Here is a 19,636-nt window from a genome sequence, read left to right on the forward strand (position 1 = left end):
TTCTCCTAGATCAGTACTTCAATGCCGTGGCGCACCACGCGTTTGCTCAGGTCACCGCCCAGCCAGTAGGCCAGGTCCGCCGGGCGCTCGATCTGCCAGGCGACGAAATCCGCCACCTTGCCGGCTTCCAGGGAACCGTGGCTGTCGCCCATGCCCAGCGCCGTGGCGGCGTGCAGGGTGACACCGGCCAGGGCTTCTTCCGGGGTCATGCGGAACAGCGTGCAGGCCATGTTCAACATCAAGCGCAGCGACAGCGCCGGCGAAGTCCCCGGATTGAGGTCGCTGGCAACCGCGATCTTCACCCCGTGCCGGCGCAGGGCATCCATCGGTGGCAGTTGGGTTTCGCGCAGGAAATAGAAGGCGCCGGGCAGCAGCACCGCCACGGTACCGGCCGCCGCCATGGCGATGGCGTCCTCTTCGGTCATGAACTCCAGGTGATCCGCCGACAGCGCCTGATAACGCGCCGCCAGGCTCGAACCGTGCAGCGAGGACAATTGCTCGGCGTGCAGTTTCACCGGCAGGCCCAGTTGCCGGGCGACCTTGAACACCCGCTCGACCTGGGCCGGGGAAAACGCCAGGTATTCGCAGAATGCATCGACCGCGTCCACCAGGCCTTCGGCCGCCAGGGCCGGGAGCATCTCGGTGCAGATATGCTCGATGTAGTCATCGGCGCGATCCTTGTACTCCGGCGGCAACGCATGGGCCGCCAGGCAGGTGCTGCGCACGGTCACCGGCAGTTCGGCGCCCAGACGGCGGATCACCTTGAGGATCTTGCGCTCGCTGTCCAGGTCCAGGCCATAGCCGGACTTGATCTCGACACTGGTCACGCCGTCGCGCAGCAGGCAGCTCAGGCGTTGCCGGGCGCTGGCGAACAGCTCGTCCTCACTGGCGGCACGGGTCGCCCGCACGGTGCTGGCGATACCCCCACCGGCAGCCGCGATCTCGGCGTAGCTCACGCCTTGCAGGCGCTGCTCGAACTCACCGCTGCGGTTACCGCCGAACACCGTGTGGGTATGGCAATCGATCAGCCCCGGTGTCACCCAGGCCCCTTCCAGATCATTGACCTGTGGATAATCCGCAACCGGCAGTTCGGCACGCGGGCCGATCCACTCGATCTTCGACGCCACGGTCACGATGGCGGCGTCCTCGATGATCGAGTAGGTGCCTTGCGCCATGCTTGCAACGTGACAGTTCTGCCAAAGGGTTTTCATCCGGGGCCTCCGTGGGCTATCGATGAGACAGGGAAGGATCTTGCACGACCCGCGCCGCCTGGGCGGCGGCCGGCTTGACCCAGATCAGGTAGGCCAGCACCAGCAGGCCGATCCATACCGCGCCGACGATCAGCGCCGGACGGCTGTCCGGGAACCAGCCCAGCACGCCGAAGATAAAGACCATGAAGGCAATGGCCGCCATCGGTGCATAGGGCCAGAACGGCACGGGGAATTTCAGTTGGGCCGCTTCTTCACGGCTCATCGAGCGACGCATGGCGACCTGGGTGATCAGGATCATGATCCATACCCAGACGGTGGCGAAGGTCGCGATCGAGGCGATCAGCAGGAAAACGTTTTCCGGGATCAGGTAATTCAGGACCACGCCACCCAGCAGGGCCGCGCCCATGACCACCACGGTCATCCACGGCACACCGGCCCGGGACAACCGGGCAAAGGCCTGGGGCGCCTGCCCCTGCTGAGCCAGGCCGTACATCATGCGCCCGGCGCCGAAGATGTCGCTGTTGATCGCCGACACGGCCGCCGAGATCACCACGATATTGAGGATGGTCGCCGCCGAGCCGATGCCCAGGTTCTGGAAGATCTGCACGAACGGGCTGCCCTGGCTGCCGATCTGCGGCCACGGGTAGATGGACATCAGCACGAACAGGGTCAGCACGTAGAACAGCAGGATGCGCACCGGCACCGCATTGATCGCCTTGGGGATCACCCGCTGCGGGTCCTTGGCTTCGCCGGCGGTGACGCCGATGATCTCGATACCGCCGAAGGCGAACATCACCACCGCGAACGAGGCGATCATCCCGGCCGCGCCGTTGGGCATGAAGCCGCCATGGGCCCAGAGATTGCCGATACCGACTTCAGCGCCCGGCGTGGCCGTGCTGATGCCGAAGAACATGATGCCGAAACCGCCGAGGATCATCGCGACAATGGCGCCGACCTTGAGCAGCGACAGCCAGAACTCCATTTCCCCGAAGACCTTCACCGCGCACAGGTTCAGCGCGCCGATAAAGAACACGATGCCCAGGACCCAGACCCAGCGGTCGACCTCCGGAAACCAGAAGCCCATATAGATGCCGAAGGCGGTGACATCGGCCAGGCCGACGATGACCATCTCGAAGGCGTAGGTCCAGCCGAGGATAAAGCCGGACATCGGGCCGACGTAGGTACTGGCGTACTGGCCGAAGGAGCCGGACACCGGGTTGTGCACCGCCATTTCACCGAGCGCGCGCATCACCATGAACACTGCGGCGCCACCGATCAGGTAGGCCAGCAGCACGGCCGGGCCGGCCATCTGGATGGCCGAGGCGGAACCGTAGAACAACCCTGTGCCGATGGCGGAACCCAGGGCCATGAAGCGAATATGTCGGGCGGAAAGCCCGCGTTTCAAACCTTTGACTGGCTGTTGCATGACTCGTCCTTAATTATTCTTATCGGTACAGATCGATGAGAATCAGACTTGTGGCGAAGGTCTTGCGACCACCCGGCCGCAAAAAGGGGTCGCAGAGTACCCAACCCGACCCGCCCAGGCAAAAAGCATCTGCCGGGTGGCGGGTCTGGAGGCCACCCCACCTTGTGGGAGCCGGGCTTGCCTGTAACCACCCTGTGGGAGAAGCAGCCAACATGGCCACACCCTGTGGGAGCGGGCTTGCCCGCGAAACAGCCAACACGGTTCCCCGGACGACTGCGGTGCCCGGGCCGTTGCTTTCGCGGGCAAGCCCGCTCCCACAAGGGAAACCCCAAGTCTGTTCCTGGCAACGCTTACAGGCTTGGCAGCAACTTCGCCGGGACCAGCGGGGTCAGGCAACGGGACGCCAGCAGCTCGCTGGCCGCTTCGATATCCGGGGCGAAGAAACGGTCCTTGTCGTAGTAGGCGACCTTTTCACGCAGGGTCGCACGGGCAGTCTCCAGGGTCGGCGAGGTTTTCAGGCCGTTGCGCAGGTCCAGGCCCTGGCAGGCTGCCAGCCATTCGACCGCGAGAATCCCGCGGGTGTTCTCGGCCATTTCCCACAGGCGCTTGCCGGCGGCCGGCGCCATCGACACATGGTCTTCCTGGTTCGCCGAAGTCGGCAGGCTGTCGACACTGTGCGGATGCGCCAGGGCCTTGTTCTCGCTGGCCAGGGCCGCCGCGGTGACCTGGGCGATCATGAAGCCGGAGTTGACGCCGCCATTGGCCACCAGGAACGGCGGCAACTGCGACATGTGCTTGTCCATCATCAGCGAGATACGGCGCTCGCTCAGGGAACCGATCTCGGCAATCGCCAGAGCCATGTTGTCGGCGGCCATGGCCACCGGTTCGGCATGGAAGTTGCCGCCGGAAATCACGTCGCCTTCCGCCGCGAACACCAGCGGGTTGTCCGATACGGCGTTGGCTTCGACCACCAGCACTTCGGCCGCCTGGCGGAACTGGGTCAGGCAGGCACCCATGACCTGCGGCTGGCAGCGCAGGGAGTAAGGATCCTGGACCTTCTCGCAGTTCTCGTGGGAGTCGGACACTTCACTGCGCTCGCCCAGCAGGTGGCGATAGCTCGCTGCCGCGTCGATCTGGCCGCGCTGGCCGCGGGCTTCATGGATCCGGGCGTCGAACGGCGAACGCGAACCCAGCACCGCCTCGACGGTCAGGCCGCCGGCGACCAGGGCACCGGCAAACAGGTCTTCGCCTTCGAACAGCCCGCGCAGGGCAAAGGCGGTGGACACCTGGGTGCCGTTGAGCAGCGCCAGGCCTTCTTTCGCGGCCAGGGTCAGCGGTTGCAGGCCGGCCTGCTTCAGCGCGGTCGGCGCGTCCAGCCACTCGCCCTTGTAGCGCGCCTTGCCTTCGCCCAGCAGCACCAGCGACATATGGGCCAATGGCGCCAGGTCACCGGAGGCACCGACCGAGCCTTTGAGCGGAATGTGCGGATAAACCTCGGCATTGATCAGCGCGATCAGCGCGTCGATCACCTGGCGGCGGATACCGGAGAAACCCCGGCTCAGGCTGTTGACCTTGAGCACCATGATCAGGCGTACCAGCGCATCGCTGATCGGCGCGCCAACGCCGGCCGCGTGGGACAGCACCAGGGAGCGCTGGAGGTTTTCCAGGTCTTCGCTGGCGATACGGGTCGAGGCCAGCAGACCGAAACCGGTGTTGATGCCGTAGGCGGTGCGGTTTTCCGCGAGGATCTGCTCGACGCAGGCGACGCTGGCCTCGATCTGCGCCGATGCGCTGTTGTCGAGGGTCAGTTTGACGGGCTGCTGGTAGACCGCGCGCAGTTGCGCCAGGGTCAGTTGGCCGGGAATCAGGTTTAACGCAGTCACATTCATGCTCCTTTTGAGAGTTTTATTAACTACCAGTCGCTCCGGAAGCTTCCGTTATCCGTCGCTGTCCGCTTTTTGAGCGGATGGCGCCTTGGCACGCTGGTCATCGTGGAATCAATGCAGGTTCGGCAACCTGTCGTGCAAGAGCGTGGCGTCCTTGAGGATCGCCGCCGCACTGGCGATGTCCGGCGCCAGCCAGCGGTCCTGCTCATAAGCCGGCACACGCTCGCGCAGCAGTTTCCAGGCGGCGTCGGTGCCGGCGCCGAAACGCTGCGCCTTGAGGAATTCGAAGGCCTGGGCCGCCAGCAGGTACTCGATGGCGAGGACCTGGGTGCAGTTCTCCAGGACCTGGTGCAACTTGAGCGCGGCGTTGGTGCCCATGCTCAGGTGATCTTCCTGCAGCGCGGAGGTGACGTAGTTGTCGAGCACCGCCGGTTGCGCCAACTGGCGATTCTGCGCACAGAGGGACGCGGCGACGTACTGCACGATCATCATCCCCGAGTTGACGCCCGGCTGGCTGACCAGGAACGCCGGCAAGCCACTGACGTGGGGGTTGATCAGGCGATCGAGGCGACGCTCGGCAATCGAGCCGATTTCCGCCATGGCAATCGCCAGCAGATCCGCCGCGAGGGCCACCGACTGGCCGTGGGGGTTGGCCTGGGACATCACCCGGAAGTTGTCCGGCGTGCCCAGCAACAGCGGGTTGTCGGTGCAACCGTTGAGTTCGGTTTCGATCTGCCGGGTGGCATGGGCCAGTTGATCGCGGGCGGCGCCGTGGACCTGCGGGATCGAGCGGATACTCAGGGCGTCCTGGGTACGAATGCCCTTGCTCGCGGCGATCACTTCGCTGCCTTCGAGCAGGCTGCGCAGGTTGCTGCCGACCTGCTGCATGCCGGGATGCGGCTTGAGGGCGATGATCTCGGCGTCGAACGCGGCGATCTGCCCGCGCTGGGCCTCGAAGCTCATCGCCGCAGTGACGTCGGACCATTGCACCAGACGATGAGCATCGGCCAGGGCCAGGCAGCTCAGGCCACTCATGCACGGCGTGCCGTTGACCAGGCACAGTCCGTCCTTGGCCCCCAGTCGCACCGGTTGCAGGCCTTCCTCGGCCAGGGCCTGTTGCGCGGCAACGATCTGCCCGCGGTAGCTGACCTGGCCGACACCGAGCAGGGCCACGCCGATGTGGGCCATATGGGTCAGGTAACCGACCGACCCCTGGGAGGGCACCTGCGGGGTGATACCGTGATTGAGCAGCGCCAGCAGGGCTTCGACCACCTGGCGGTGCAGGCCGGACTTGCCATGGCTGTAGTTGATGACGGCGGCGCAGATGATCGCCCGGGTCTGTTCGTCGGCCAACGGCGCACCGACGCCACAGGCATGGCTGAGCAGGGTGTTGCGGGACAACTGGCTGAGTTGCTCGCCGGACAGCGACACGTTGGAAAGGCCGCCCAGGCCGGTGTTCACGCCATAGGCGCGCTCGCCGCTGACGACGATCCGCTGGACGATGGCCTGGGCGTTGTCGATCCGCGTCCAGGTCTGCGGCGCCAGTTCGAGCTGCGCGCCGTGCCGGGCCACCGCGACCACATCCTGCCAGCGCAACGGCGCATCGGCGATAACGATTTTTTCAGCCTGGGACATCTTCAACCTCATCCTTACAACCTGAATATTGATACAACTTCACCGCCCCCCCGAACCCCGTGGGAGCGGGCTTGCCCGCGAAGGGGCCCGCACCGGCACCACACCTCTTGCGCCTTAAACCGTCGCCGCACGCCGCTGCACGAAGCGGTCGACGTACTCATCGGCCGGCGAATGGAGGATTTCCTTCGGAGTCCCGACCTGGATCAGCTTGCCGTCCTTGAGAATCGCGATGCGGTTGCCGATGCGCACGGCCTCGTCGAGGTCGTGGGTAATGAACACGATGGTCTTGTGCAACGTCTTCTGCAGCTCCAGCAACTGGTCCTGCATCTCGGCGCGGATCAGCGGGTCGAGCGCACTGAACGCCTCGTCCATCAGGATGATGTCGGTGTCCGCCGCCAAGGCCCTAGCCAGGCCGACGCGCTGGCGCATGCCGCCCGACAGCTGGTGCGGGTACTTGTTCTCGTAGCCCTTGAGGCCCACGGTGTTGATCCAGTGCAGCGAGCGCTCGACGCACATTTCCTTGCTCTCGCCACGGACCTTGAGGCCATAGGCGACGTTTTCCTGCACGGTCTTGTGGGGCAGCAGGCCGAAGCTCTGGAACACCATGCTGATCTTGTGCCGGCGGAATTCGCGCAGGGCTTCCATGTCGTGCTGGAGGATGTCCACACCGTCCACCAGGATCGCGCCGCTGGTCGGGTCGATCAGGCGGTTGAAGTGGCGGACCAGGGTCGACTTGCCGGAACCCGACAGGCCCATGATCACGAAGATCTCGCCGGTGCCGATGGTCAGCGACAGGTCGTTGACCCCGACCACGCAACCGGTCTCGGCCAGCACCTGGTCCTTGGTCTTGCCCTGGCGGATCATGTTCAGCGCGTCATTGGAGCGCGCCCCGAAAATCTTGAAGACGTTCTTGACTTCGATCTTGCTGACGATGGAATCAGTCATTTGCTCACCTCATGGCGCGGACGACCATAGGCCTGGGTAATGCGGTCGATGACCACGGCGAGAATCACGATGGCCAGCCCCGCTTCGAGACCGCGCCCGACGTTCAGGGTCTGGATCCCGACCAGTACATCTTCGCCCAGGCCACGGGCACCGATCATCGAGGCGATCACCACCATCGACAGGGCCATCATGGTGGTCTGGTTGATCCCGGCCATGATGCTCGGCAGGGCCAGCGGCAGTTGCACGCCGAACAGTTGCTGCCAGCGGTTGGCACCGAAGGCATTGATCGCTTCCATCACTTCGCCGTCCACCTGGCGGATACCCAGGTCGGTCAGGCGGATCAGCGGCGGCGCGGCATAGATCACCGTGGCGAAGATCGCCGGGACCTTGCCCAGGCCGAACAGCATCAGTACCGGGATCAGGTACACGAAGCTGGGCATGGTCTGCATGATATCCAGCAGCGGCATCAGCACCGAACGCAGGCGATTGCTACGCGCCGACAGAATTCCCAGGGGAATCCCGATCAGTACCGAGATCAGCGTCGCCACCAGCATCAGTGCCAGGGTCTGCATCAGCTTGTCCCACAGGCCGACCGCGCCCACCAGGAACAGCAGGCCGACGATCACCGCGGTGGTCACCACCTTGCGGGTGGCGTGCCAGGCGATACCGCCGACGATGGCTAGCATCAACCACCAGGGCGCCAGGCGCAGCAGGCCTTCCAGATTGACGATGGCCCACAGCAGGGTGTCGGAGATGTGCCGGAACACATCGCCGTAGTTGGTCACCAGCGAATCAACCCAACCGTTGACCCAGTCGGCGATGGAAAACGTGAAATTCTCGGGAAACATTGGAAACTCTCGATCAAGTGGATGTAGCGAACGTCCCGGCCAGCCTTCCGGTTAGCCGGGAGGTAGTCGACCTACAGAGCCGCGTTGATTTTCTTGGCAGCGTCAGCGCTGACCCAAGCCTGCCAGACCTCAGGGTGTTCCTTGAGGAAGATTTTCGCCAGCTTTGGCGATTCGATCCGTTCCTTGGTCATGCGTCCCAGGTTCTGGTTGAGCAGATCGATCGGCAGATTAGCCTTTTCCAGCACGGCGACCAATTCAGGTGCTTCGTCGTGGAACGTCTTGGACAGACCGACCTTGATGCTCACGCTCTTGTCGACACCCGGTTTTTCTTCCAGCTTGACCAGGTCCACCTGGCCCATCAGCGGCGTCGGCGACCAGTAGTAGAACAGAATCGGTTCGCCACGCTTGTAGCTCGACAGCACCGCGGCATCCAGAGCCGGCCCGGTGCCAGGTCGGAAGTTGGTGTAGGTGCTTTCCAGACCGTAGCTTTTCAGCATCTCGCTGTTGTCCAGCTCGCAGGTCCAGCCGGCCGGGCAGTTGTAGAAGCGACCCTTGCTCGGCTCTTCCTGATCCTTGAACACCGAGGCGTATTGCGCCAGGTCGGAGATCTTCTTCAGGTTGGGCGCCTTGGCTTCGATCTTGCGCTTGGCATCGCCTTCGACCACATAACGCGGCACGTACCAGCCTTCGATGGCACCGACCACCGGAGCGCCGACACCGACGACCTTCCCGGCTTTCTCGGCCTTGTTCCAGACTTCACTGCGGCCGACCCACTCCTCGGCGAAGACCTGGATATCGTTGCTGCTCAGGGCGTTCTCCATGGTGATGGAGTTGCCTGGCAGGCTGTCGGTCTTGCAGTCGTAGCCTTTTTCCAGGACGAACTGCAGGACGTCGGTCAGCAACATGCCGCTTTCCCAGTTGAGGCCTGCGAACTTCACCGGCTTACCGGACTCGCACCAGCCGGCGGCCTGGCTTGCGCCGGCAGCTGCCAACAGGCCGAGGGATAACGCCGTGGTCAGCAGGGTCTTTGTCATTTTCATTATGTGACGCTCCTAATCATGAATGGGTTAACGGCAGTCAAGAGGCATCCGGCCCGGGTTGGCCTGCAAGCAGGCCCTGTCCACGTATTCCAATGCAGGTACCGGGTGGGGCCGACGGCTAGACAGCCGACGGTTGGACCCGGGCACCCACCTTTTGTGCTGCAACGTCGCCCTGCTCTACCGGCAGGATCAGGCGATCAGGAACCGCGCCATGCCACTTCTTCGCGGCGAAGTAATACAGCGCCGCCGGAACCACCAGGCCGATGATCCAGGAGATATCGGTATCGCCCAGGCTCGCCACCAGGGGACCGGTGTAGAAGTGCGTGGAAATGAACGGCATCTGGATCAGCACGCCGAACACATAGATGCTGATGCCCATGATGTTCCAGCGACCGTAGCGGGCGTCGGGATCGGACAACGCAGGGATGTCGTAGCGTTCCTTGGTGATGCAGTAGAAGTCCACCAGGTTGATCGCGCTCCAGGGCGTGAAGAACGCCAGCAGGAACAGGATGAACGCGGAGAAGTCCTTGAGGAACGAGTCCTTGCCGAGCAGCGCCAGGGCGGCGGCGATACTCACCATGATGAAGATGTACAGCAGGCGCACGCCGCTGGAGATATGCCGGCTGCCACGGAAACCGCTGATGATGGTGGCGATCGACATGAAGCTGCCATAGGCGTTCAGCGTGGTCACGGTGACCTTGCCGAAGGCCACGGCGAAGTACAGCGCCGCCGCGACAATCCCGGTACCGCCGAGACTGACGATGAACGAAACCTCGTGGTGGGCGAATTGCGAACCGGCCAGGGCCGCCGCGAACACGCCGAAGACCATCGAGGCCTGGGCGCCGATCACCGAACCCAGGCCCACGGCCCAGAAGGTTTTCGAGGCCGAGGTGCTGCGCGGCAGGTAACGCGAGTAGTCCGCCACGTAGGGCCCGAACGCGATCTGCCAGGATGCCGACAACGACACCGCCAGCAGGAAACTCGCCAGGGAGAAATGCTTGTTGCCCAGCAGCGCGGAAATATCGTTGCCGGCCAGCAATTTGTAGAACAGGTAGATGAAGGCGATCACCCCCAGCACACTGGCGATACGGCCGATGCCGTGGATCACCCGGTAGCCGAAGATGGTGAAGACCATGATGGAGGCGGCGAACAGCACGATGCCGACCCAGTCTTCGACATGGAGCAACTGCGCCACCGCCTGCCCGGCCAGCAGCGAGCCGCTGGCCGAGAAGCCGATGTACATCAGGCACACCAGCACCAGCGGAATCACCGCACCGTAGACACCGAACTGCACGCGACTGGAGATCATCTGCGGCAGGCCCAGTTGCGGGCCTTGCGCGGCATGCAGCGCCATCACCCCGCCGCCGAGCAATTGCCCGAGCAGCAGGCCGACCAGCGACCAGTACACATCCCCGCCGAGCACCACCGCCAACGCGCCGGTGACAATTGCCGTGATCTGCAGGTTGGCACCCAACCACAGGGTGAACTGACTGAGTAGACGACCGTGTCTTTCCGCTTCCGGGATGTAGTCGATCGAACGCCTTTCGATCAACGGTTTGTTGCTTGCACGATCATGTGACCCAGCCATTGTTCAACCTCTATGGATTGTTTTCGTTAGGGGTACAGCGTTGGTGAAACCTGCTCCAGGTGAAACACCGCCCTTGCAGGAGCCGGCAAGCCGGCCCTCACAAGGGTTGCCTGCACCGCTTATTTGCCGGTAATCATGGGCAGGTTCAGGCCCTGTTCTTTCGCGCAGTCGATGGCGATCTGGTAACCGGCATCGGCGTGGCGCATGACACCGGTCGCCGGGTCGTTGTGCAGCACGCGGGCGATACGCTCGGCCGCTTCGTCGGTACCGTCGCAGACGATCACCATGCCCGAGTGCTGGGAGAAGCCCATGCCGACGCCGCCGCCGTGGTGCAGGGAAACCCAGGTCGCGCCGCTGGCGGTGTTGAGCAGGGCATTCAGCAGTGGCCAGTCGGACACGGCATCGGAACCGTCCTGCATCGATTCGGTTTCGCGGTTCGGGCTGGATACGGAACCGGAATCCAGGTGGTCACGGCCGATCACGATCGGTGCCGACAGCTCACCGCTGCGGACCATTTCGTTGAAGGCCAGGCCCAGCTTGGCGCGCAGGCCCAGGCCAACCCAGCAGATACGCGCCGGCAGGCCCTGGAAGCTGATGCGCTCGCGCGCCATGTCCAGCCAGTTGTGCAGGTGGGCGTCGTCCGGGATCAGTTCCTTGACCTTGGCGTCGGTCTTATAGATGTCCTGCGGGTCGCCCGACAGCGCGGCCCAGCGGAACGGACCGATGCCGCGGCAGAACAGCGGACGGATATAGGCCGGGACGAAGCCGGGGAAGTCGAACGCGTTCTCGACGCCTTCTTCCTGGGCCATCTGGCGGATGTTGTTGCCGTAGTCGAAGGTCGGGATGCCTTGCTTCTGGAAGTCGAGCATCGCCTTGACGTGCACGGCCATGGAGGCCTTGGCGGCCTTCACCACCACTGCAGGTTCGGTGAGGGCGCGAGCGCGGTACTCTTCCCAGGTCCAGCCGGCCGGCAGGTAGCCGTTGAGCGGGTCGTGGGCGCTGGTCTGGTCGGTGACCATGTCCGGGCGCACGCCGCGCTTGACCAGTTCCGGGAGGATTTCCGCCGCGTTGCCGAGCAGGGCAATGGAGATCGCCTTGCCTTCCTTGGTGTACTTGGCGATACGCGCCAGGGCGTCGTCGAGGTCGGTGGCCTGTTCATCGACATAACGGCTGTTCAGGCGGAAATCGATGCTGACCTGCTGGCATTCGATGTTCAGCGAGCAGGCGCCGGCGAGGGTGGCCGCCAGGGGTTGTGCACCGCCCATGCCGCCCAGGCCCGCGGTCAGCACCCAACGACCTTTCAGGTTGTTGTCATAGTGCTGGCGACCGGCTTCGACGAAGGTTTCATAGGTGCCCTGGACGATGCCCTGGCTGCCGATATAGATCCAGCTGCCGGCGGTCATCTGGCCGTACATGGCCAGGCCCTTGGCATCCAGTTCGTTGAAATGTTCCCAGGTGGCCCAGTGCGGCACCAGGTTGGAGTTGGCGATCAGTACGCGCGGCGCGTTGCTGTGGGTCTTGAACACGCCGACCGGCTTGCCGGATTGCACCAGCAGGGTCTCGTCGTCATTCAGGTTGGTCAGGCTCTCGACGATCTTGTCGTAGCACTCCCAGTTCCGCGCGGCCCGGCCGATACCGCCGTAGACCACCAGCTCCTTGGGGTTCTCGGCCACTTGCGGGTCGAGGTTGTTCATCAGCATCCGCAGTGGCGCTTCGGTCAGCCAGCTCTTGGCGGTCAGCTTGTTGCCACGGGCGGCACGGATTTCGACGTCACGGCGCTTGGTAAAAGTGGCGGTAGGTTTCTGGGTATTCTCAGTCACGAAAAAACTCCTCTGCGATCGTCCAAACCCGCCCAGGCAGTGGGCAAGCGAGCTTGTGCGGGCGAGGCCCTCACAAGCGGAAAAATTAGGGTGGCGCATCACTGTCCCTGGTGACTCATACGCACACATCTTTACTTGTACATACAAGCATATGCAATCAAGCGGCCAACTTGAGAACCAGGTGCTGAAGAATTTTTCAGAATAGTCGGCGAACGCCGTGGGACGGGGCTTGGAGCGGAAAATGAAATTGTAGGACGAAGAGAAACTGCGGGTAGGAAGCTGTTACCGGAAGAAGGTTTTGCGCCATGCTGGGGCGTTCGGTAACAAGTTGGTGCGCGAAAGGGCTGATCGTTCCCACGCTCTGCGTGGGCATGCAGCCCGTGACGCTCTGCGTCACAAAGCGGACGCGGAGCGTCCAGTGAGGCGTTACCACGCAGAGCGTGGGAACGATCAATGAGTGGGCGCGCCCACTCACCGGGTCAGGCGGGCGTCAGTTCGATCACACAGCAACGGCCGGTCACCGACACTTCCAGCAACTGCTCGTTGCTGTCCAGTTGCAGGCAGTCGTGGCGGCCCAGGACTTCGTAGCCGGTACTGCCCAGGCCGACATGCAGTTGATCGCTGACACTGAAGATCAGCAGCACCGCCGCCGAGCTGAAGAAACGCTTCGGCTGCGCGGCATCCAGCCATTGCAGGCGGGCGTTGTAGCGATCCGGGGCATAGATCAGGTTGAAGTCGCGGATCGGCCCGTCGAGCAGGGTGCAACTGACCTGGCTCGCGCCACTGAAGGCAAACGGGTCCAGCGGCAGCAGCGCGCGGGTGCGCTCGCCGTCGACCTGCAGGGTCATGCCCGCGCCCTGCAGCACGGTGATGATCCGTTCGTAGCCGGCGAAGCTGGAAAAGCCGCCCGACTCGCCGATATCGGCAATCGACAGGCGCCAGCCGAAACCGTCCAGGCCCTCGCCGGCGTCGCGGGTGATTTCCTCGGTGCTGCCGCCGCCGTTTTTCCACGGCATGCGCGGGTAATCCGCCGCGCGCAAGACTTTCAGTGAACTCATTTGGTAAAGCGTCCTTCCAGGCGATGACGGGAACCGGGGTGGATCAGACGGGCGGCGGTCACCGGCTGGCGACCGGACCAGGTGCGGCGACGGATCATCAGGCACGGCTCGCCCGGCTCGATCTGCAGCAGCTTGCATTCGGTGGCGTCGGCGAGGATGGCTTCGACCACATGCTCGCCCTCGGTCAGCGGCGCGACCTGGGACAGGTAGGCGTACGGCGTCTGCAGCGTGAAGTCCTGCTTGAGGTAGTCCGGCGCCACCAGTGCATTGACGAAGCGGTCTTCGATCTGCACCGGGATATCGTTCTCGAAATGCACGATCAGCGAGTGGAAGACCTTCTGCCCTTCACGCATGTCCAGGGCCACGGCGCGTTCGGAGCCGGCGGCTTCTTCGCCCAGGGTGATGATCTGGCAGGTGTGGCGATGGCCGCGCGAGGCGATCTCATCGGCAATGTTGTGCACCTCGAACAGCGCCGACTGGCTCTTGGGCTCGGCGACAAAGGTGCCGACGCCCTGCATGCGCACCAGCAGACCTTCGGCGGTCATTTCCCGCAGGGCACGGTTGATGGTCATGCGGCTGTAGCCCAGTTGTTCCACCAGCTCGCTTTCGGACGGCACGCGGTAATGCGGCGGCCAGTTTCCGCTGTCGATCTGCTGGGTGATCATCTGCTTGACGCGGGCATATAACGGCGCCGGACTGTCACCCATGTGGGCAGCCAGCGGGTTGTTGGCAGGCGGAGTCGGCACAGGAAATCCTTGTTCGATTTTAAAGGTTGCTAGCTTGCCGGAGTTTACCGGGCAGGCAAACGTCTGTATATGTATATACAAATAACACACGATGGGGTGCTGAACCATGTCCGCCTTCTTTGCCGAACGCGCGCTGCTGCCTAGTGGATGGGCCAAAAACGTACGCCTTGAGGTCAACGCCGCGGGCGTGCTGACCCAGGTCCAGGCCGATTCCCATGCAGAAGGCGCCGAACGGCTGAGCGGCCCGCTGTTGCCGGGCATGCCGAACCTGCATTCCCACGCTTTCCAGCGGGCGATGGGCGGCCTGGCGGAAGTGGCCGGCAATCCGAACGACAGCTTCTGGACCTGGCGCGACCTGATGTACCGGCTGGTGGGCAAGATCAGCCCGGAGCAGATGGGCGTCATCGCCCGCCAGCTCTATATCGAGATGCTCAAGGCCGGTTACACCTCGGTGGCCGAATTCCACTACGTGCACCATGACACCAACGGGCAGCCCTACGCCGATCCGGCGGAGCTGGGCTTGCGCATCAGCCAGGCGGCCGCGGACGCGGGCATCGGCCTGACCCTGTTGCCAGTGCTCTACAGCCACTCCGGCTTTGGCGGCCAGACCCCGAATGACGGCCAGCGGCGCTTTATCAACAGCACCGAGAATTACCTGAAACTGCAAGCCCGCCTGCAACCGCTGCTGGCCCGGCAGCCGGCCCAGGCCCTGGGCCTGTGCTTCCACTCGCTGCGAGCGGTGACGCCCGGGCAGATCAGCGAAGTACTGGCCGCCAGCGACCGGCAGTGCCCGGTGCACATCCATATCGCCGAGCAGCAGAAGGAAGTCGACGACTGCCTGTCCTGGAGCGGCAAGCGGCCGCTGCAATGGCTATACGACAATGTCGAGGTGGACGAGCGCTGGTGCCTGGTGCACGCGACCCACGCCGACGCCGGGGAAGTCACGCGCATGGCCCGCAGCCGGGCGATCGCCGGGCTGTGCCTGACCACCGAAGCGAATCTGGGCGACGGGATCTTCCCGGCGGTGGACTTCCTCGCCCAGGGCGGCCGCATGGGCATCGGTTCCGACAGCCATGTGTCACTGAGCGTGGTCGAGGAACTGCGCTGGCTGGAATACGGCCAGCGCCTGCGCGATCAGCGGCGTAACCGCCTGTATCGCGCCGACCAGCCGATGGTCGGTCGCACTCTCTATGACGCGGCGCTGGACGGTGGCGCCCAGGCGCTCGGGCAATCGATCGGCAAGCTGGAAGCGGGCAAGCGCGCCGACTGGCTGGTGCTCGACGGCAGCGACCCGTACCTGGCCACCGCCCAGGACGATGGCATTCTCAATCGCTGGCTGTTCGCCGGCGGCGACCGTCAGGTCCGTGACGTCATGGTCAACGGCCAGTGGGCGGTAAAGGGTGGACGGCATGCGGGCGAGGAAGAGAGCGCGCAGGCATTTACCCAGGTCTTGCGTGATCTGCTGAACTGAGCGGACAAGCCCGCCACAAACCTGTAGGAACTACCCCATGATCGTTCCCACGCTCCGCGTGGGAATGCATCCCGTGACGCTCCGCGTCACCCAGCGCGGCGTGCCCACGCAGAGCGTGGGCACGATCATCAACGCCGGTCAGCCTGAATCAGTGCGGCATCTTCGAGTCCGGCGTACGCCAGATCAGCCGTGTGGTGTCATAACCCTGCTGGCGCGCCCGGCTCAGCAGGTCCTCGCGCACGTCCGCATTGACCTTGGTCGAGCGTGACAGCAGCCACAGGTAGCGTCGGCTCGGATCACCGACAATCGCGGTGTGGTAGTCATCGCTGACATACAGCACCCAGTAGTTGCCCTTGGCCAGGCCCGGCAGCAAGGCGGTGAACCAGTTGTCGAAGCGTACCCACAGCTTGTCGGTCTGCCCCGGCACTTGCGGCGTCGCCGTCCCCTTGGCCTCCTCCCACTTCCATTGCTCGGTCAGGCAGCGATTGAATACCGCCATCCTGCCGTCGGGCATCAGGCTGTAGCGGGCCTCGGACTGGACGCAGTTGCGCTGGAAATACATCGGCATTCGCGCCAGCTCGTACCAGGTGCCCTGGTAACGCTTGAGGTCGACATGACCTGCGGTTTTAGGCGCCAGGTCATCGCCCGACGTAGCGCAACCAGCCAGCAACAGGCCGGCCAAAAGAGTGACCACTAAACGCAACATTATTCTTCTCCCGAGGGCTTGCGCCCCGGTTTACTTCAGGCCTTGCCCGGAAAACATCAGGACTTTGTCACCGGCGTACTGCACGCTGATAAAGCTGTTCTTGTTACCCCAGGTACAACTGGACATGCCCAGCGCGCCGGAACAGTCAGAGGGACTGCCGAGCAACGACTCGACTTCGGCCTTGGGCATGCCCGTGGACAGCTTCGAGTAGTTTTCCTGGTTGACCTTGCTGCAAGCGACCAACAACACGCAAAACGACAGCAGAGCGAGAGAGCGCAACGACATGGGGGGAAACTCCTGGGGACGGAAAGGTCGGCACGGGGGCCTACCGCAAGCTTAGAAGAGAAAAGGGCCATCTGGTTCCCGACCCTACGACCTTTTCTTACGGCACTTTCCGTTGCAGATCAGCGCTTTTGCGAGGAAAACCGGCATTTCGTCGGCTTTACCGTCAAGAAACTAATATTTAACAAGACTGTGTCGAGATATAGAGGCGTCATGCCATCAAACGTGGCAAATTGTCGCCCCCTCGTTGACCAGCCTCTTGCGGACAGCCATTCGATGACCAAAAACTTCAAGTTCAGTCACAAGATCCTCCTGGCTGCGGCCCTGGTGGTCGCGGTGGCGTTCGCCTGCTTTATCCTGTTCAACGACTATCGCCAGCGCGAAGCCCTGCGCAGCAGCACCGAAGCCTCGATGCAGGAACTGGGCAGCCTGACCACCAGCAACATCCAGACCTGGGTGGAAAGCCGTATCCAGCTGTTGCAGTCGCTGTCGCAGCAGATCGCCGTGGACGGCAATTCCGCCGACAGCCTCAAGCGCGCCGTCGGCCTGCCCGCCTACACCGGCAACTTCCAGCTGAGCTATTTCGGCAGCCAGGAAGGCGTGATGTTCTCGGTCCCGGCGGGCAACCGCGCCGCCGACTACGATCCGCGCGCCCGTGGCTGGTACAAGGCTGCCACCGCCGCCCAGCAGACCATCGTCACCGAACCCTACATCGCCGCCTCCTCGGGCAAGCTGGTGATCACCCTGGCAACCCCGGTGCAGCACGACGGCAAGTTCATCGGCGTGACCGGCGCGGACATCGACCTGGGCAGCGTCAGCGCGATCATCAACTCGCTGAATTTCGGCGGCCACGGCCACGCCTTTATCGTCAGCGCCGACGGCAAGATCCTGGTGCACCCGGACAGCAAGCTGATTCTCAAGAACCTCGCCGAGGCCTATCCGAACGACACGCCGAAGATCAGCGCCGGCCTGAAGGAAGTCGCGGTGGACGGCAAGACCCAGTTCATCTCCTTCACCCATGTCAACGGCCTGCCTTCGGCCGACTGGTACGTGGCGCTGGTGCTCGACCAGGACACCGCGTTCTCGATGCTCAGCGAATTCCGCACCTCGGCGATCATCGCCATGGTGATCGCCGTGGTCATCATCATCGCCCTGCTGGGCATGCTGATCCGCGTACTGATGCAGCCGCTGCACCTGATGGGCCGGGCCATGCACGATATCGCCGAAGGCGAAGGCGACCTGACCAAACGCCTGACCATCCATGGCCATGACGAGTTCGGCACCCTGGGCATGTCGTTCAACCGCTTCGTGGAACGTATCCACACCTCGATCCGAGAAGTGGCATCGGCCACCGGCCAGGTCAACGAGGTCGCCCTGCGGGTGGTCAGCGCCTCCAACTCGTCGATGCTCAACTCCGACCAGCAGGCCAGCCGCACCAGCAGCGTCGCGGCGGCGATCAACCAGCTCGGCGCCGCGGCCCAGGAAATCGCCCAGAACGCCGCCCTCGCCTCGCAGCATTCCAGCGACGCCCGCAGCCTCGCCGAAGACGGCCAGCAAGTGGTGGACAAGACCATCGTCGCGATGCAGCAGTTGTCGGCGAAGATCAGCGATTCCTGCGGCAATATCGAGACCCTGAACAGCAACACCGTGAATATCGGGCAGATTCTCGAAGTGATCACCAGCATTTCCCAGCAGACCAACCTACTGGCGCTCAACGCCGCCATCGAAGCGGCACGGGCAGGTGAAGCCGGTCGCGGCTTTGCCGTGGTGGCCGACGAAGTGCGCAACCTGGCGCACCGCACCCAGGACTCGGCGCAGCAAGTGCAGAAGATGATCGAAGAGTTGCAGGTCGGCGCCCGGGAAGCGGTGAGCATCATGACCGACAGCCAGCGTCAGAGCGAAAGCAGCGTCGGCATCGCCAACCAGGCCGGCGAACGGCTGGGCAGCGTGACCCAGCGGATCGGCGAGATCGACGGCATGAACCAGTCGGTGGCGACCGCGACCGAGGAACAGACCGCGGTGGTGGAATCGATCAACGTCGATATCACCGAGATCAATACGCTGAACCAGGAAGGCGTGGAAAACCTGCAGTCGACCTTGCGCGCCTGCGCGGACCTGGAACAGCAGGCGGCACGCTTGAAGCAGTTGGTCGGCAGTTTCCGGATCTGAAGCGCAGCGCAAAAACCCGTGGGAGCCGGCTTGCTGGCGATGGCGATATCCCTGACGCAGATGATGCGGCGGGGATGTACCGGCCTTATCGCCGGCAAGCCGGCTCCTGCAGGTTTGGCTCGTACACAAAATCCGTGATCGATGCCGTACTGTGGGAGCGGGCTTGCCCGCGAAAGGGCCATCCGCCGCCCAGCACCTCTTAGAACCGTGAACCGGGCTCCCGCAAAAACGCCACTTCCTCAACCGTGGACTCACGGCCGAGAATGGCATTGCGATGGGGAAAGCGCCCGAACCGGGCAATCACTTGCTGATGCCGTTCGGCATAGTCCAGGTTGTCGGCAAACACCGCCTGTTGCTCCTCCGGCTGCTCCCTGAGCAACGCCGCAAAGCGCGACACCGCTTCGTTCTGCACCGCCAGGTTCTCGCAGTGTTCGAACACCAGGTAGATAAACACCCGCTGCATCGCCGGCAGTTGCCGGTCGAAATCCGCGGCAATGCCGTGGGCCACCAGCGCCTGGGCGCGAGCGTCTCCGGAGAAAGCGTGCGGGGTATCGCGAAAGATCATCCGTGGCAACTGATCGAGCAGGAGCACCACGGCCAGCCAGCCTTCGGGACATTGCGTCCACTCGACCAGTCCGCCGGCCAGGGCCTGCTCGACCTGGCCCCCGAAACGCTCGCGCGCCTCGAGGTCCTGGCTGTCACGCTTGCCGAACCACAACCGTCCCTTGTCGGCCACTATCGCGACCGGCGTCCCGGCAGAACCGAACCACCAATCGAGTAACGGCTGCCAGGGCGCGGACATGGA

Annotated in this window: 16 protein-coding genes and 1 pseudogene; 3 read left to right on the forward strand and 14 right to left on the reverse strand. The window is 63.7% G+C overall.

All coding sequences use genetic code 11. The annotated features are described in order from the left end of the window. Nucleotides 1-5 precede the first annotated feature (5 nt). From hutI to hutC, 11 genes are all read right to left on the reverse strand, one after another. Nucleotides 6-1,211 carry an imidazolonepropionase gene (gene hutI / locus HX881_RS06480; RefSeq protein WP_103032934.1) on the reverse strand — a complete coding sequence of 402 codons (1,206 nt, stop codon included), beginning with the start codon at nt 1,209-1,211 and terminating at the stop codon, nt 6-8. A gap of 16 nt (nt 1,212-1,227) precedes the next feature. After that, nucleotides 1,228-2,637, reverse strand: coding sequence for an amino acid permease (locus tag HX881_RS06485; RefSeq protein WP_177083530.1), 1,410 nt, complete (start codon nt 2,635-2,637; stop codon nt 1,228-1,230). Between the two features lie 350 nt (nt 2,638-2,987). Further along, nucleotides 2,988-4,526, reverse strand: a complete 1,539-nt coding sequence (gene hutH / locus HX881_RS06490) for a histidine ammonia-lyase (RefSeq protein WP_177083532.1) — start codon at nt 4,524-4,526, stop codon at nt 2,988-2,990. A gap of 108 nt (nt 4,527-4,634) precedes the next feature. Next, complete coding sequence (locus HX881_RS06495) at nt 4,635-6,158, reverse strand: HAL/PAL/TAL family ammonia-lyase (protein ID WP_177083534.1); 1,524 nt, start codon at nt 6,156-6,158, stop codon at nt 4,635-4,637. A gap of 114 nt (nt 6,159-6,272) precedes the next feature. Next, entirely contained in the window at nt 6,273-7,103 is an 831-nt protein-coding gene (locus HX881_RS06500; RefSeq protein ID WP_017126953.1) for a quaternary amine ABC transporter ATP-binding protein, read from the reverse strand. Further along, entirely contained in the window at nt 7,100-7,951 is an 852-nt protein-coding gene (locus HX881_RS06505; protein WP_017126954.1) for an ABC transporter permease, read from the reverse strand. The genes HX881_RS06500 and HX881_RS06505 overlap by 4 nt, the downstream gene beginning before the upstream one ends. A 71-nt stretch (nt 7,952-8,022) precedes the next feature. After that, the gene (locus HX881_RS06510; RefSeq protein ID WP_017126955.1) at nt 8,023-8,991 is read right to left on the reverse strand and encodes an ABC transporter substrate-binding protein; all 969 of its coding nucleotides are present in this window, start codon (nt 8,989-8,991) and stop codon (nt 8,023-8,025) included. A 118-nt stretch (nt 8,992-9,109) separates the two neighbouring features. Further along, entirely contained in the window at nt 9,110-10,579 is a 1,470-nt protein-coding gene (locus HX881_RS06515) for a purine-cytosine permease family protein (RefSeq protein WP_103032933.1), read from the reverse strand. Nucleotides 10,580-10,698: 119 nt separating this feature from the next. Then, nucleotides 10,699-12,399, reverse strand: a complete 1,701-nt coding sequence (hutU, locus tag HX881_RS06520) for a urocanate hydratase (protein WP_017126956.1) — start codon at nt 12,397-12,399, stop codon at nt 10,699-10,701. Nucleotides 12,400-12,878: 479 nt separating this feature from the next. Beyond that, nucleotides 12,879-13,457 (reverse strand): HutD/Ves family protein, encoded by a 579-nt coding sequence (locus HX881_RS06525; protein WP_017126957.1) that lies wholly within the window; start codon nt 13,455-13,457, stop codon nt 12,879-12,881. Then, nucleotides 13,454-14,164 (reverse strand): histidine utilization transcriptional repressor HutC, encoded by a 711-nt coding sequence (gene hutC / locus HX881_RS06530; RefSeq protein WP_177083827.1) that lies wholly within the window; start codon nt 14,162-14,164, stop codon nt 13,454-13,456. The genes HX881_RS06525 and hutC overlap by 4 nt, the downstream gene beginning before the upstream one ends. Before the next feature lie 145 nt (nt 14,165-14,309). On the opposite strand from hutC, the gene HX881_RS06535 reads away from it, so the two are divergent. Then, on the forward strand, nt 14,310-15,674 hold the full coding sequence (locus HX881_RS06535) for a formimidoylglutamate deiminase (protein WP_177083536.1): 1,365 nt from the start codon (nt 14,310-14,312) through the stop codon (nt 15,672-15,674). A 148-nt stretch (nt 15,675-15,822) separates the two neighbouring features. On the opposite strand, the gene HX881_RS06540 is transcribed toward HX881_RS06535, so the two are convergent. Next, nucleotides 15,823-16,380, reverse strand: a complete 558-nt coding sequence (locus tag HX881_RS06540; protein ID WP_042935645.1) for a lipocalin family protein — start codon at nt 16,378-16,380, stop codon at nt 15,823-15,825. 30 nt (nt 16,381-16,410) lie between these two features. Further along, complete coding sequence (bamE, locus tag HX881_RS06545; RefSeq protein WP_017126961.1) at nt 16,411-16,665, reverse strand: outer membrane protein assembly factor BamE domain-containing protein; 255 nt, start codon at nt 16,663-16,665, stop codon at nt 16,411-16,413. A gap of 408 nt (nt 16,666-17,073) precedes the next feature. Between bamE and HX881_RS33150 the strand changes: the two are divergent. Continuing rightward, nucleotides 17,074-17,973, forward strand: a pseudogene (locus HX881_RS33150) (HAMP domain-containing protein); the annotation flags it as partial. 93 nt (nt 17,974-18,066) lie between these two features. Continuing rightward, the gene (locus HX881_RS33155) at nt 18,067-18,831 is read left to right on the forward strand and encodes a methyl-accepting chemotaxis protein (protein WP_377652951.1); all 765 of its coding nucleotides are present in this window, start codon (nt 18,067-18,069) and stop codon (nt 18,829-18,831) included. A 199-nt stretch (nt 18,832-19,030) separates the two neighbouring features. On the opposite strand, the gene HX881_RS06555 is transcribed toward HX881_RS33155, so the two are convergent. After that, complete coding sequence (locus HX881_RS06555; protein ID WP_177083538.1) at nt 19,031-19,633, reverse strand: DUF924 family protein; 603 nt, start codon at nt 19,631-19,633, stop codon at nt 19,031-19,033. Between the last annotated feature and the right edge of the window lie 3 nt (nt 19,634-19,636).

It is taken from the genome of Pseudomonas gingeri, assembly GCF_013386115.1.
Taxonomy (GTDB): domain Bacteria; phylum Pseudomonadota; class Gammaproteobacteria; order Pseudomonadales; family Pseudomonadaceae; genus Aquipseudomonas; species Aquipseudomonas gingeri.

Excerpts from the sequence above, each read along its gene's own strand:
- hutI (WP_103032934.1), bottom strand. The coding sequence starts at position 1,211 with ATGAAAACCCTTTGGCAGAACTGTCACGTTGCAAGCATGGCGCAAGGC.
- HX881_RS06485 (WP_177083530.1), bottom strand. The coding sequence starts at position 2,637 with ATGCAACAGCCAGTCAAAGGTTTGAAACGCGGGCTTTCCGCCCGACAT.
- hutH (WP_177083532.1), bottom strand. The coding sequence starts at position 4,526 with ATGAATGTGACTGCGTTAAACCTGATTCCCGGCCAACTGACCCTGGCG.
- HX881_RS06495 (WP_177083534.1), bottom strand. The coding sequence starts at position 6,158 with ATGTCCCAGGCTGAAAAAATCGTTATCGCCGATGCGCCGTTGCGCTGG.
- HX881_RS06500 (WP_017126953.1), bottom strand. The coding sequence starts at position 7,103 with ATGACTGATTCCATCGTCAGCAAGATCGAAGTCAAGAACGTCTTCAAG.
- HX881_RS06505 (WP_017126954.1), bottom strand. The coding sequence starts at position 7,951 with ATGTTTCCCGAGAATTTCACGTTTTCCATCGCCGACTGGGTCAACGGT.
- HX881_RS06510 (WP_017126955.1), bottom strand. The coding sequence starts at position 8,991 with ATGAAAATGACAAAGACCCTGCTGACCACGGCGTTATCCCTCGGCCTG.
- HX881_RS06515 (WP_103032933.1), bottom strand. The coding sequence starts at position 10,579 with ATGGCTGGGTCACATGATCGTGCAAGCAACAAACCGTTGATCGAAAGG.
- HX881_RS06525 (WP_017126957.1), bottom strand. The coding sequence starts at position 13,457 with ATGAGTTCACTGAAAGTCTTGCGCGCGGCGGATTACCCGCGCATGCCG.
- hutC (WP_177083827.1), bottom strand. The coding sequence starts at position 14,164 with ATGGGTGACAGTCCGGCGCCGTTATATGCCCGCGTCAAGCAGATGATC.
- HX881_RS06535 (WP_177083536.1), top strand. The coding sequence starts at position 14,310 with ATGTCCGCCTTCTTTGCCGAACGCGCGCTGCTGCCTAGTGGATGGGCC.
- HX881_RS06540 (WP_042935645.1), bottom strand. The coding sequence starts at position 16,380 with ATGTTGCGTTTAGTGGTCACTCTTTTGGCCGGCCTGTTGCTGGCTGGT.
- bamE (WP_017126961.1), bottom strand. The coding sequence starts at position 16,665 with ATGTCGTTGCGCTCTCTCGCTCTGCTGTCGTTTTGCGTGTTGTTGGTC.
- HX881_RS33155 (WP_377652951.1), top strand. The coding sequence starts at position 18,067 with ATGCTCAACTCCGACCAGCAGGCCAGCCGCACCAGCAGCGTCGCGGCG.
- HX881_RS06555 (WP_177083538.1), bottom strand. The coding sequence starts at position 19,633 with ATGTCCGCGCCCTGGCAGCCGTTACTCGATTGGTGGTTCGGTTCTGCC.